Consider the following 13,476-nt stretch of genomic DNA (forward strand, 5'->3'; position numbering starts at 1 on the left):
GGGTTCTCCTGCGGCTGACGGGCGGCTGACGGCGCTCATCCTTCCACGAAACAGGCCTAGGCCCACATCACGCTGCTGAGTCTGAAACCGCCGACGTCAGTGAGCGCACTGAGCTCGAAAGCAGGGTGAGCAGAATCGCGATAGTGGCGACCCCTGCGCAGATGAGGAAGGCGGTTTGCAAGCCGACCGCACTCACGAGCGGCCCGGCCAAGGCGAGCCCTATTGGACCGAACATGAGTGAACCCATCGCGTCGTATGAACTGACCCGTGAAAGTGCTTCGCGCGGAACATTCGTCTGCAAGGCGGTGTACCAGAGCACTTGGAAGAACTCGATTGCCACACCCCAGGCAAAGGATCCAAGGGAGATGATCCACAGAGGCGCCGCAAAGGCCAAGCTCACTAGCCATAGGGGAAGAGTCAAGGTGACGAGCATTCCGAACAGCATGGGGCGGCGGATATTGATGCGCGAACTCGCGAAGCCACCGGCGAGCAAGCCAGCTGACTGGAAGGCGAGCACGACTGCCCAACCCGCTGCTCCCCCGTACTCATCTATTGCAAGTACCGGACCCATGACCTGCTCGGCGCCATACAGGGCCATCACGATCGTGCTGAAGGAGAACACGACAACCACAACCCAGCGGAAGGACACAAATACTCGCCAGCCATGTGCGAGATCGCCTAGCATCCCCTCGCCTGAGTCGTGCGGCTTTGAAATATTCCGAAAAGTGAAGACCAAGATGCCGGCCACCAAGAACGAGGCCGAGTCCACCGCGATTGCAATGCCCGCTCCCGCTGCAGCCACGATGATTCCACCGATCGCGCTGCCGGCAATCAGACCAACATTTGAGGCAATGCTCAAATATGCATTTGCTGGCTGCAGCAACTCATCTGCAACTACATCAGGGACGAGGCCCGAATAGGCCGGCCACCAAAGGCCATTGAGGCAACCGATGATGAACGACAGCACAACAAGTGCTGGAATCGTCACCGAACTGCTGAGAAACATGTAGGCCAGCACGGCAACAACACCACTCAGGACAAGATCGGTGTAGGCAATTACTCGAGCACGTCCGAGCCGATCAGCGATAACACCTCCCACGGGAAGCACCAATACCAGCGGGATCGCTTGGGCGGCGAGCACGATGCTGAGCGAAGTCGCGTCAGTATTGGGCATCGCCAAGATTCCGAATGCCAGAGCAATTGGAGCAATGCCGTTACCCAGATTGCTGATGGTTCGCGCGAAGAAGAGCTTCCGGTAACGACGATCCGCTGACAAGACCGCAACTTGACTCACTGCGACGACCCGGATGCGCTCCCACCTTGGACAGCCGTGATCACTGCGTGCTGACGAATCCAGGTGTGCATTGCGATTGCTGCGGCCGCTCCCACATTGATCGACCGAGTGGATCCAAATTGCGAAATAGCAATCAGACCATCACATACAGATCGGGCTTCTTCGCTGAGTCCGGTGCCTTCCTGCCCAAACAGGAGGACGCAATGCTCTGGAAGGGCAGCGGTCTCCAGCGGGACCGAACCTTCAACATTGTCGAATCCCAAGATCAGTAACTTTGATGACGTCGCCCAGATTCGAAACTCCTCGGCATCGGCATGGTGATGAATGTGCTGATAGCGATCAGTCACCATTGCCCCGCGGCGATTCCATCGCCGACGGCCAACGATGTGCACCTCGCGGGCGAGAAAGGCATTGGCCGTGCGTACGACGGAGCCAATGTTGAAATCATGTTGAAGATTCTCGATCGCGACGTGAAAGGGATGCCTGCGGGTATCGAGTTCGGCCACGATTGCCTCAAGCTTCCAATAGCGAAACTCATCAACAACATTTCGACGATCGCCGGCCTCGAGCAGATCCTCATCCAAGCGAGGGTCTTGGGGCCAAGGCTGGGGATGTGGGCCAACACCTACTGACGAATCATGGAGATCCACGTCTGCGACGATAGCCTGCCGAGGTGAATCTCGTAATCAGCGCAGGCATCACCGTGCAAACCCTCGGGCCGAGTTGGATGAATCCAGAGTCGATGCTGAACAGCCTCGGCGGCTTGGCTTTCTGGGTGGTGGTCGGCATCATCTTCGCTGAGTGCGGGCTTCTGCTGGGCTTCTTTCTGCCGGGAGACTCGCTGCTCTTCGTCGTGGGCCTGTTCATCGCGCAAGGATCCATCGACATGAATCTCTGGTTGGCCTGTCTTGTACTCATCGTCGCGGCCGTCGCCGGCAATCTCACCGGCTACTGGATCGGCAGGGCAGCAGGGCCCGCGTTGTTCAACAGGCCCGACTCCAAATTCTTCCGCAAGGAATACGTCGACAAGACTCACGAATTCTTCGAGAAGCACGGCGGTCGAGCAATCGTGCTGGCGCGCTTCGTGCCAATCGTTCGAACCTTTATCACAGCAGTTGCTGGCATCGGCCGAATGGATTTTCGCAAGTACCTCATCTACAGCTCGATTGGCGCCGTTCTGTGGGCCGGCTTGGTCACCATTGCTGGCTACTATTTCGGCAATATTGGGTTCGTCAAGAAGAACATCGAACTTGTGCTGATCTTGGTTGTGCTGATCAGCGTGATTCCGATTGTCATTGAGTACATCCGGCATCGCCGGCAGCGCGACCAACTATCAGGCGAGACCCAGATCAGCGAGTGAGTAGGCAGCGCGGTACTCAAGACCACGCTCAACGATTGCAGGACCTGCTCCGCGATCAACGATGACTGCGACAGCAACTGTCGTTGCCCCAGCTTCCTTCAGGGCATCGACCGCCGTGAGCACCGAGTCGCCAGTTGTTGATGTGTCTTCAACGGCGAGCACTGCGAGGCCTTTGACATCAGGCCCTTCGATTCGGCGCTGAAGGCCGTAATGCTTCTCCTCCTTGCGCACAACGAAGGCATTCAGTAGCTCACCATTGCGAGCCGCATCATGCAGCATCGCTGCCGCAACCGGATCGGCTCCAAGCGTGAGGCCACCCACAGCCGCATACTTCAGATCAGAAGTGAGTTCGCGCATGACCGTGCCAACGAGAGGCGCGGCCTGGCCATCGAGGGAGACTCGGCGAAGATCGACGTAGTAGTCGGCTTCCTTGCCACTGGACAGGATCACCCGCCCGCGAACCACAGCTCGTTCGATGATCAGCAGACGAAGGGCTTCCCAGGCTTGTGATGGCACGGCGCGATCCTAGTTGTTCGGGTCGGGTAAATCCGTGCCACTCGATGTGCGCTGTGGGACAAGGCCGACGTACCGTAGATCCATGCGAAGGTTGGGCGCCCTGGCGCTAGTGCTGCTGTTTGGCATGCTCGCTGTGCCGGCCCAAGCCGCACCGACTTCTCGCCCAGAGATCATCAATGGAACGGCATCCAGTCCCGGCACGTACTCGTTCCTGGTGGCCTTGCTCGACACCCAGAAGTACGGATCGGCGGGGGCATTCCAAGCGCAGTTCTGCGGCGGGACGCTCACAAGCGCGACCACGATCGTGACCGCTGCTCATTGTGTTGTCGATCATAAGTCGGGCGCACGCACGCAGGCAGCTTCTGTTCTGGTTGCCCTTGGTCGGTCGCTCAAGGATGTGAGCCTGCGAGTCGTAACTGTCAGCGCTGTTGCCGTGCACCCCGCCTACTCCATTTCCACCGGCGACAACGACGTCGCGGTATTGACCCTGACGACACCTCAAACAGACATCACTCCCTTGTTGCCGGTGAGTGCTGCTGATTCAGCCAGCGTCGACTTGGCAGGCAATCACGTCCAGGTCGTTGGTTGGGGAACCATCAGCACTTTCAGCAAGTCATTTCCGGACAATTTCCGCGTTGGCGATCTCGTGCTGCTGCCCAGTGCCACATGCGGCCAAGGACAGAACTTCGTCCTCAACGGGGTGACGTTCCTCGCCTACAACTCAGACGAGGCGAATCCAGTGACGATGCTCTGCGCTGTCGGAACGACAGCCACGGGCGCAATCATCGACAGTTGCAGTGGCGACTCAGGTGGCCCACTCATTTTTGGCGATGGCGCAAACGCCAAATTGGTCGGCATCGTGAGCTGGGGCCTGAACTGCGCTACTCGGCATCCAGGTGTGTACACCCGCGTCACCGCAATGTCTGACTTCTTGATCTCAACGGGAGTTCTCGCCTCCACCGCGCCACCGCTGGTGCAAATGAGTGGACTCAACGAGCGGATCCGGGTGCTCTTCCCGGCTGTTCTGCCCAATGCGGCCTTCTCCTCATTCACTGCCAGCGCCGTCCAGGCGGCTACCGGCCAGATAACTCAATGCTCGGCGGCTCCCAGCGCTAATCGCTTGTCCGCGAGCTGCGAGCTTCCAGGCTTGCTCAACGGCACGCAGTACTCAGTCTCGGCGACAGCGACGACAGCGACCGGAACGACTGCACCGAGCGCGCCAACGGTTGTTATGCCCGCGGCAGTGCCCGACGCAGGTCAGATCGACCGGGTGGCCATCACTCGTCATCGCATTGCGGTGACCGTGACTAGCTCCACAAGCGAGGGCGGCAAGATCACCGCTGTACGAGTGGCCTGCCTGCCAGTGGCCGGCGGTGCCGGTTTCAGCGCCAAAGTCATCAAGGGCAAGGCTGTGATCAAGCAACTGCCCAATGGCGACTATGCGTGCGCAGTCACTGCCCGCAACGAACTTGGCAGCAGCCGTGGCCTTGACGAACTCGTGACGATCAGCGCCTGATACTCAGACTCGAGCCGTCCGACTCGGCGTCAATCTGCAGCACATCACCATCGTGCACTTCTCCGTTGAGTATGCGCACAGCCAACTTGTCCCCGATCGCTGTCTGCACGAGCCTGCGCAGCGGTCGGGCTCCATAGATTGGGTCAAATCCCTTATCCACCAACCACTCTCGGGCGGCATCAGTGAGCTCGAGGCGCACTCTACGATCTGCCAGGCGAGATTGGAGCGCCTCGATTTGGATGTCAGCAATCCTTGCCAATTGCTCGCGGCCCAAGGGTTCGAATATCACCATCGCATCAAGCCTGTTCAAGAACTCCGGTCGGAATTGCTGCCTCACGGCCGTGAGCACCTGCTCTTTGCGAACCTCGAATGCCGTATCGACATCAACCAGGTATTGGCTGCCAAGGTTTGACGTGAGTATCAGAATCACATTGCGGAAGTCGACAGTGCGACCTTGCCCATCGGTCAATCGACCATCGTCGAGTACTTGCAACAAGATGTCGAAGGCCTCCGGATGGGCTTTCTCGACTTCATCCAACAGCACCACCGAATAGGGCCGACGTCGCACGGCCTCAGTGAGTTGACCGCCCTCTTCATATCCGACATATCCAGGAGGAGCACCCACAAGCCGAGCAACGGAATGCTTCTCGGAGTACTCACTCATGTCGATGCGCACCATCGCGCGCTCATCGTCAAAGAGAAAATCGGCCAAGGCCTTCGCCAATTCGGTCTTGCCGACTCCAGTCGGCCCGAGGAACAGGAAAGATCCGGTGGGTCGGTTGGGATCAGAAATGCCTGCACGCGCGCGACGGACTGCGTCGCTGACCTCACGAAGGGCCTCGACCTGACCAACCACTCGATTGCCGAGTCCTTCCTCCATCCGCAGCAGTTTCTGGCTCTCACCTTCGAGCAGCCGGCCTGCCGGGATCCCGGTCCAACTGGCAACGACTTCTGCGATGTCGTCTGCGGTGACTTCCTCATTTACCATCGCAGGACGGCCATTGGCCTCCTCGCTCGCGCTGGCCAGCTCAGCCTCAAAGTTCGGGATCTCGGCGTACAGGATGCGCGAGGCTTGCTCAAAATCTCCCGCACGCTGGGCACGTTCGGCCACCGCTCGCAGATCGTCAATCAGCACCTTGATCTCACCAATGCGATCAAGTCCGGATTTCTCGGCATCCCAGCGGGCCCGCAGTCCGCGCAGTTCCTCGTCCTTGTCAGCGATCTCAATGCGCAATTTGCCAAGTCGCTCCAACGAGGCTTCATCGCTTTCCTTGGCGATCGCCAGCTCCTCCATCCGCAGGCGATCAATCTGGCGCTGCAGCACATCGATCTCGACAGGGGATGAGTCAATCTCCATGCGCAGCCGGGCGGCGGATTCATCCATCAAATCGATGGCCTTGTCGGGAAGGAAGCGCGCTGTGATGTAGCGGTCAGACAGCGTGGCGGCAGCCACAAGGGACGAGTCGGAGATCACCACCTTGTGGTGTGCCTCGTACTTCTCCTTGATGCCTCTGAGAATCGCAATGGTGTCCTCAACTGATGGTTCATTGACGAATACCTGCTGAAAGCGCCGCTCGAGCGCAGCATCCTTCTCGATGTACTTGCGATACTCGTCGAGCGTCGTCGCACCGATCATGCGCAATTCGCCGCGCGCCAGCATGGGCTTGAGCATGTTGCCGGCGTCCATTGCCCCTTCTCCGCCCGCACCAGCTCCCACGACTGTGTGCAACTCATCGATGAACGTGACGATCTGCCCGTCCGAATCCTTGATCTCGTCCAGGACCGCCTTCAAGCGCTCCTCAAACTCGCCCCGGTATTTCGCTCCGGCCACCATCGCGCCCAGATCGAGCGAGTAGAGAGTCTTGCCCTGGAGGGATGTGGGCACGTCACCTTCAACAATGCGCCTGGCAAGGCCTTCAACGACAGCCGTCTTGCCAACGCCCGGTTCACCAATGAGCACTGGGTTGTTCTTGGTGCGGCGAGAGAGCACCTGGATGGTGCGACGCACCTCCTCATCGCGCCCAATGACGGGATCGATCTTGCCCTCACGGGCACGTGCAGTGAGGTCGATGCCGTACTTCTCAAGCGCTTGGAACGTCTTCTCCGGCTCCTGAGAGGTGACGCGAGCCGATCCACGCACCGCCTGCAAAGCCTCGATCAATGCCATGGGAGTGGCCCCGACCGCGGCCAGGCGATCGGCCACTCCCGGGCCGCCGTCCTTGGCGAGGCTGATCAGCAGGTGCTCGGTGCTGACGTACTCATCGCCGCGCTCCTTGGCTAGATCCTGAGCGGCATCGATCACCTTGAACGAGGCACTGCTGAGCTGCGGCGAGGCAACTGCTGCCCCAGTCGCGCTTGGCAGATCCTGCAGAGCCCTGCGTGTCTCTGACGTGAGCGAGTTGAAGTTGACCCCACTCGACTCAAGCAGCGCGCTGGCAATTCCCTCTCCCTGCTGCAGCAGCGAGTCGAGCAGATGAATGGGCTCCACCTGCGGATTGCCATTGGCAGCCGCAATGCGAACGGCCGCGCCAAGCGCGTCCTGGCTTCTCGTGGTGAATTGAATATCCATTGCCCGTTGTCCTATCTCTGGTTGCGGCGATTTGGTCGCCAGACCACCAATGCTGTTGAAGACTTCTCGCGGTGGAACTCACGAAGCTGACTACGCAGGAGCTCGATTTCCTCTTGCAGAACAAGGATTCTTCGGATCCCCTCTAGCGAAAGCCCTTCGGCCGAGAGATCAGTGATTTCGCGCAGCCGAGCAATATCTCGGCCTGAGTACAGGCGATTACGTCCACCGGCCCTCGTTGGCGAAACCAAGCCGAGTCGGTCGTATTGGCGAAGAGTCTGCGGGTGCAGTCCAGCCAGCTGTGCGGCGACGGAGATTGCGAACACCGGGTGGTCGTCGGCAATCTGGAAGGGTTCCATGTCACTGCCCGGCCAGGTTCATCAGACCCGCTCGCGGATCAAGGTCAGCGGTGGCTTCGGCGTAGGACTCCAAGGCCGCTTTCGCCGAAGCGCTGAGTTTCTGCGGCACCAACACTTCGACAGTCACAAGGACATCGCCGCGGCTATTGTCCCTGCGTGCTATTCCCTTTCCCTTCACACGAAATGTACGACCTGTTGTAGTGCCGGCCGGAATCTTCAGCGTGACGTTGCCATCGCGAGGAGTGGGAACCGTGATGTGTGCACCCAGCGCCGCTTCAACAAATGTCACGGGCACAGTGAAAGCAATGTTGTCGTCCTTACGGGCGAACAGTGCGTGCGGAGTGACGTGCACTTGCACATAGAGATCTCCTGAAGGTCCGCCGCGCTCTCCGCTTCCACCTTTGCCAGCAACGCGAATCCGTGAGCCATCTTTCACACCGGCCGGCATGCGTACTTGCACCGTGCGGGATTTGGTTCCGGTGCCTGACCCGTGGCAGCTCGGGCATGGATCATCAATCACCTGGCCGCGACCGCGACAGCTTGGGCAGGTTTCGGCAAAGGCAAAGCCGCCCGCATTGCGTGCGACCTGACCGCTGCCCTGACACTCCATGCACGTGTGTGCGCTCGTGCCGGGGCGGGCACCGGTGCCTCGACAGGTTTCGCAAGCGGCCTCAGTGCTGAGTCGTAACGGAACCGTCACACCATCAAGGGAATCGTCAAAAGACAGATTCAGATTGCTCTCAAGATCTGCCCCGCGACGAGGTTGGCTGGAACGACCTCCGCGACCGCGATTGAAGATGCCACCGAGCAGATCGCCAAAGCCGCCGTCATTGCCGCCAAAGAGGTCTTCCATGTTGACATTGGACGTTGCCCCACGAGGAGGGCCGCCGCCTTGCCGCCCGAATCCTCCCGATGCGAAAGCCGTGCGCGCCTCGTTGTATTCCTTGCGCTTTTCGACATCGGAAAGCACGTCGTATGCCTCGGAGACTTCCTTGAACTTCTCCTCAGCCTTGGCGTCGCCAGGGTTCTTGTCTGGATGATGTTGTCGGGCCAGCTTGCGGTACTTCTTCTTGATCTCGTCAGGTGTGGCGTCTTTTGCCACGCCCAAGGAGGCATAGAAGTCCTTCTCAAGCCAATCCTTATTCACAAAACTTCCCTTTAGTCGGTCCCAGCAACGGCGACCCGAGCTGGGCGCAATATGCGTCCAGCAAAGCGGTATCCGGGCTGATACACAGCGGTGACGGTCGGTTCAGTGACAACTTCATCACTGACGCTCGTCAATGCTTCGTGCACAGTCGGATCGAATGGCTCTTGGGCTGCTCCGAATGCCTCGAGGCCGAGTTTGGCGCAAGTGCTTTGCAGTGATTCACCGACGCTCTTGAACGCACCCTCAAGATCACCATGCTCGCGTGCTTGATCAACTGAATCAAGCACCGGCAACAATGCCGCAAAGACTGTTCCGATCGCCGTCTCGCGTATGAGTTCGCGATCACGATCCACCCGCTTACGGTAATTCGCATACTCCGCATGCACCCGCTGCAGATCGCTCGTCAACTCTGCGACCTTTGCCTCGACTTCACCGAACTCGCCTTCAACAATCCCACCTTCGTCGGGTGCGCCAACCTCTGAAGGTTGGCGCACCTCGAAGGTGTCAGGATCGATGCGGCGCTTATCGGTGATGCGTACGCCGGTGTCCTCAGACTCTTCGTCGCTCACTTGGTCTCGTCCTCATCGACGATCTCGGCATCGACAACATCCTCATCGGACTCAGCTGAAGCGTCGGCGCCGCCCTCGGCTGCACCTGCGGCTGCCGCCTCCTCGTACATCGCAGCACCAAGAGCCTGGCTGGCCTGGGCAACCTTGTCCGTTGCCTCACGCATGGCCGCGAAGTCGTTGGCAGCAATAGCCTTCTTCAACTCGTCCAATGGTCCGTCGACATTCGAACGGGCATCCGCCGGGAGCTTGTCAGCGTTGTCTGCCAGGAACTTCTCTGTCTGGTACACGAGTGACTCAGCAGTGTTGAGGACGTCTGCCTCTTCGCGGCGCTGCTTGTCTTCGTCAGCGTGTGCCTCCGCGTCGCGCATCATCCGATCGATGTCGTCCTTGCTCAGAGCCGAACCACCGGAGATCGTCATCGACTGCTCCTTGCTGGTGGCGCGATCCTTCGCTGAGACGTGCACGATGCCGTTGGCATCGATATCGAACGTGACCTCAATCTGCGGGATGCCACGAGGTGCAGGAGGCAGGCCTGTGAGCTCGAAGGTGCCAAGGCGCTTGTTGTACGCCGCCATCTCGCGCTCACCCTGGTAGACCTGAATGAGAACCGAAGGTTGGTTGTCTTCAGCGGTTGTGAAGGTCTCTGAACGCTTGGTCGGAATTGTGGTGTTGCGTTCGATCAACTTCGTCATGACTCCACCCTTGGTTTCGATACCAAGTGAAAGAGGAGTGACGTCGAGGAGCAACACATCCTTGACCTCGCCCTTGAGTACGCCCGCCTGGAGAGCAGCTCCGATTGCGACGACCTCATCGGGGTTCACGCCCTTGTGCGGCTCCTTGCCGGTTTCGGACTTCACCAAATCGCTCACTGCCGGCATACGCGTGGATCCACCAACAAGGACTACCTGATCGATCTTGTCGATCGTGATGCCGGCGTCCTTGAGTACAGAACTGAAGGGGGCCTTAGTGCGCTCCAGCAGATCAGCTGTCAACTGCTCGAACTGCGAGCGAGAGATGCTCTCTTCGAGGTGAAGCGGGCCCTCGGCGCTGGCAGTGATGTATGGCAGGTTGATTGAACTGTTCATCGAACTCGAGAGCTCAATCTTCGCCTTCTCAGCAGCTTCGCGTAGACGCTGCATGGCCATCTTGTCCTTGGACAGGTCAACGCCGTGCGCGTTCTTGAACTGCGTGACCAACCAGTCGACAACTTTGTTGTCCCAATCGTCACCACCGAGGTGGTTGTCACCACTCGTGGCCTTCACCTCGACAACGCCATCGCCGATCTCCAGGAGCGACACGTCAAAGGTGCCACCACCGAGGTCAAAGACCAGAATCGTCTGCTCCACATCACCCTTGTCCAGGCCGTATGCCAAAGCAGCCGAAGTCGGCTCGTTGATGATGCGCAGGACATTGAGACCGGCGATCTCGCCAGCCTCCTTGGTTGCCTGGCGCTCGGCATCGCTGAAGTAGGCAGGCACCGTGATGACGGCGTCGGTGACGTTCTCCCCGAGGTAGGCCTCTGCATCACGCTTCAACTTCATCAGGGTGCGAGCACTGATCTCTTGAGCGGTGTAGGCCTTGCCATCAATGTCAACAGTCCAGTTGGTGCCCATGTGGCGCTTCACCGAGCGCACAGTGCGGTCAACGTTGGTCACGGCCTGGCGCTTGGCGACCTCGCCGACCAGGACTTCACCGTTCTTGGCGAAGGCCACGACGGACGGAGTCGTCCGGGCGCCTTCGGCATTTGCAATTACGACGGGTTCTCCGCCTTCAAGTACTGAGACGACAGAGTTGGTCGTTCCCAGGTCAATACCCACTGCACGGGCCATGTTGTCGTACTCCTTCTGCTGTTCCGGTTGAATCGGGCGGTCATTGCGTCCAGTTTGGGCCTCATCTCGCTCTACGGCAAGTCATTTGGCACAAGACTTGAGTCTAAACGACTCATATATGTGTAACTGTCTGCACTTAGGGTTGATTCCCGAGGTGATTACAGAATCTTATGATCTGGATCACATCACACGGTGCGGTCTTGGATCTCCCAAAGGTGATCGGTCAGATGCCAGGGGCGACGCCGAGTTCGATAGCGCTCTGTCCAAGCTCGTCGGCCCAGTGCCATGGCATCCGCGAATGCCGATTGGCAGGCCTCCAGAAGTACAGCTGAGCGCTTGGCCTGAGTCGACGAGGGGCTCAGTTCTTCGATGGCAAAGGCCTTGTCGGGGGCGCCAAAGTCGGTTGTGCTGTTGCCCGGCACTCGCTCAATGATGTCCACGCCGACGAATTGCGGAATCTCAATCCCCGCTCGGCGCGCAATCAAGGAGTATCGGCGAGTGGAGTCGAGCAGCGATTCGACCGCAACTTCCTCCGACTTAGCCGAACGAGCTCACCCAGGAATTCCAGCGCAGAGGCGAAAACCCTTTTAGTACCAAGCTCGATTCCGAGTTGCAATTTCTGACGTGCTGCCACCAGGGCTCAGATCAGACTTGGGTGCGGTGGAAGTTCGCGTAGGACTTGCTTGGTGTCGGTCCACGCTGACCCTGGTAGCGAGAGCCGTACTTCTCTGATCCGTATGGGTGTTCTGCCGGACTGGACAACCTGAACAGACACAACTGACCGATCTTCATGCCCGGGTACAGCACGATCGGAAGATTCGCGACGTTTGAGAGTTCCAGAGTGACGTGCCCTGAAAACCCTGGATCGATGAAGCCAGCCGTGGAGTGGGTCAGCAGACCCAGGCGGCCAAGAGATGACTTGCCTTCAAGTCGCCCCGCGATGTCATCGGGCAGGCTGACGATCTCGTATGTGGAACCAAGCACGAACTCGCCCGGATGCAGAATGAATCCTTCATCACCCTCGGGTTCCAGGAGTCGGGTCAGATCCGGCTGTTCCATTCGCGGGTCAATCACGGAGTACTTGTGATTCTCAAACACCCGGAACCAGCGATCCAGCCGAACATCGATGCTCGAGGGCTGGATCATCGCCTCGCTGAACGGCTCCACGGCGACGCGCCCGCTCTCCAGCTCGGCCCGAATATCTCCATCAGATAGCAGCATGGGACGAGGCTACCGATCAAACATCTGCGGTTCACAGACGGCGGTATCCAGTTCGCGTCACCAAATGCCAGCAAGCCCGCTAGTTTGTCGAAAAAAACGGGAGGACAGGCCGATGACGTTCGAGACGATGGGCTTGGCAGTGCACGAATTGCCGCCCACTGTTGACCAGATCCACGTAACCGAACAGCGATTTGTGAACGGCGCAGGTTTGGAAATCGTCATGAATCAATATGAGCCTGTCGGCATCGAATCCCCAATAGTCATCTGGTGCCTGCCATGCGGCGGTTGCTCGCGGAACTACTTCGATTTCAAGGTTGAGGGAGCCGAAACTGACTCCTTCAGTTTCGCGCGCTACTTTGCGCGTCGGGGCATCACGGTGATCACTGCCGACCACATCGGCGTTGGTGACAGCACCCACATGCCCGAGGAGCCGGAAATCACGACCGCAAACTTCCTTGCCGATCGCATGCACGAGGCCGTTGTCGCGTTCAAGGCTCGGCCCGAATTCGTGGGCAAGCCCTTCGTTGGAGTTGGCCATTCCTTTGGCTCCGGAATGTTGTTGACTCAGCAATACCGCTATGACGATTTCGCTGCGCTAGTTGTGCTTGGTTGGAGCAGCATCCAACTGGCCGTCGTCTACCAGGACGGATCGATTCGAGCTCTCAATACTCCTGGCGACCGTGCGCGCATCTCCGTGACCAACCTCGGATTCGATGCGCCGCAGAAATTGATCGACGCGAACAGGTCAATCGCGACTACCCGCGTCATCCCGGCCGGCGATGAAGTCAACCAACCGGGCTGGTGCGTGCCTGCATCAAAGAGCGTTCGGGTACCTGTGTATCTCGGCTTTGGTGAGTTCGACACCTTGCTGGATCCCTATGGCGAGGCTGAACTCTATTCTGACGCGCCTGAAGTCGTCACATCAATCCTGAGCGGCTCCTACCACTTCCATAATCTGGCTCACGGACGCGAGTTGATGTGGTCAGGCATCATCGACTTTGCAAAGAAGCGCGCAAGCAAGTAGTGCAAGACACGAGAACACTCACGGAACCAAGCGCCAGATGACACGTCAAAGTCTGGTGTCAAGACGAGTGTTCGG

13 protein-coding genes are annotated in these 13,476 nt (G+C 58.8%); 3 read left to right on the forward strand and 10 right to left on the reverse strand.

Going from position 1 to position 13,476, the window contains the following annotated elements:
- Positions 1–67: 67 nt before the first annotated feature.
- Positions 68–1,294: an MFS transporter gene (locus Q7L55_02510; protein MDO8731432.1), complete on the reverse strand. Its 1,227-nt coding sequence runs from the start codon at positions 1,292–1,294 to the stop codon at positions 68–70.
- Complete coding sequence (locus tag Q7L55_02515; protein MDO8731433.1) at positions 1,291–1,944, reverse strand: RNA methyltransferase; 654 nt, start codon at positions 1,942–1,944, stop codon at positions 1,291–1,293. The genes Q7L55_02510 and Q7L55_02515 overlap by 4 nt, the downstream gene beginning before the upstream one ends.
- Positions 1,945–1,967: 23 nt before the next feature.
- Between Q7L55_02515 and Q7L55_02520 the strand changes: the two genes are divergently transcribed.
- Positions 1,968–2,654 carry a VTT domain-containing protein gene (locus Q7L55_02520; protein MDO8731434.1) on the forward strand — a complete coding sequence of 229 codons (687 nt, stop codon included), beginning with the start codon at positions 1,968–1,970 and terminating at the stop codon, positions 2,652–2,654.
- Here the strand turns inward: Q7L55_02520 and Q7L55_02525 are convergent.
- Positions 2,628–3,170 (reverse strand): orotate phosphoribosyltransferase, encoded by a 543-nt coding sequence (locus Q7L55_02525; GenBank protein ID MDO8731435.1) that lies wholly within the window; start codon positions 3,168–3,170, stop codon positions 2,628–2,630. The genes Q7L55_02520 and Q7L55_02525 overlap by 27 nt on opposite strands.
- Positions 3,171–3,252: 82 nt before the next feature.
- Between Q7L55_02525 and Q7L55_02530 the strand changes: the two genes are divergently transcribed.
- Positions 3,253–4,686: a serine protease gene (locus Q7L55_02530; GenBank protein ID MDO8731436.1), complete on the forward strand. Its 1,434-nt coding sequence runs from the start codon at positions 3,253–3,255 to the stop codon at positions 4,684–4,686.
- On the opposite strand, the gene clpB is transcribed toward Q7L55_02530, so the two are convergent.
- The 7 genes from clpB to dcd all read right to left on the reverse strand — a co-directional run bounded on the left by clpB (position 4,676) and on the right by dcd (position 12,377).
- On the reverse strand, positions 4,676–7,255 hold the full coding sequence (clpB, locus tag Q7L55_02535) for an ATP-dependent chaperone ClpB (GenBank protein MDO8731437.1): 2,580 nt from the start codon (positions 7,253–7,255) through the stop codon (positions 4,676–4,678). The two genes, Q7L55_02530 and clpB, sit on opposite strands and share 11 nt — an antisense overlap.
- A gap of 11 nt (positions 7,256–7,266) precedes the next feature.
- Positions 7,267–7,611, reverse strand: coding sequence for a MerR family transcriptional regulator (locus Q7L55_02540; GenBank protein ID MDO8731438.1), 345 nt, complete (start codon positions 7,609–7,611; stop codon positions 7,267–7,269).
- A 1-nt stretch (position 7,612) separates the two neighbouring features.
- Entirely contained in the window at positions 7,613–8,758 is a 1,146-nt protein-coding gene (gene dnaJ, locus Q7L55_02545) for a molecular chaperone DnaJ (GenBank protein ID MDO8731439.1), read from the reverse strand.
- 11 nt (positions 8,759–8,769) lie between these two features.
- Positions 8,770–9,327 (reverse strand): nucleotide exchange factor GrpE, encoded by a 558-nt coding sequence (gene grpE, locus Q7L55_02550; GenBank protein ID MDO8731440.1) that lies wholly within the window; start codon positions 9,325–9,327, stop codon positions 8,770–8,772.
- The gene (dnaK, locus tag Q7L55_02555; protein ID MDO8731441.1) at positions 9,324–11,156 is read right to left on the reverse strand and encodes a molecular chaperone DnaK; all 1,833 of its coding nucleotides are present in this window, start codon (positions 11,154–11,156) and stop codon (positions 9,324–9,326) included. Before dnaK ends, grpE begins: the two co-directional genes overlap by 4 nt.
- 185 nt (positions 11,157–11,341) lie before the next feature.
- A complete protein-coding gene (locus Q7L55_02560; protein MDO8731442.1) occupies positions 11,342–11,641 on the reverse strand; it encodes a hypothetical protein in 300 nt (99 codons plus the stop codon).
- A gap of 160 nt (positions 11,642–11,801) precedes the next feature.
- The gene (dcd, locus tag Q7L55_02565) at positions 11,802–12,377 is read right to left on the reverse strand and encodes a dCTP deaminase (protein ID MDO8731443.1); all 576 of its coding nucleotides are present in this window, start codon (positions 12,375–12,377) and stop codon (positions 11,802–11,804) included.
- 112 nt (positions 12,378–12,489) lie between these two features.
- Here dcd and Q7L55_02570 point away from each other — a divergent pair, with 112 nt between their 5' ends.
- The gene (locus Q7L55_02570) at positions 12,490–13,401 is read left to right on the forward strand and encodes an alpha/beta fold hydrolase (protein MDO8731444.1); all 912 of its coding nucleotides are present in this window, start codon (positions 12,490–12,492) and stop codon (positions 13,399–13,401) included.
- Positions 13,402–13,476: the final 75 nt, after the last annotated feature.

This window comes from Actinomycetota bacterium, from assembly GCA_030650795.1.
Classification (GTDB): domain Bacteria; phylum Actinomycetota; class Actinomycetes; order S36-B12; family S36-B12; genus UBA11398.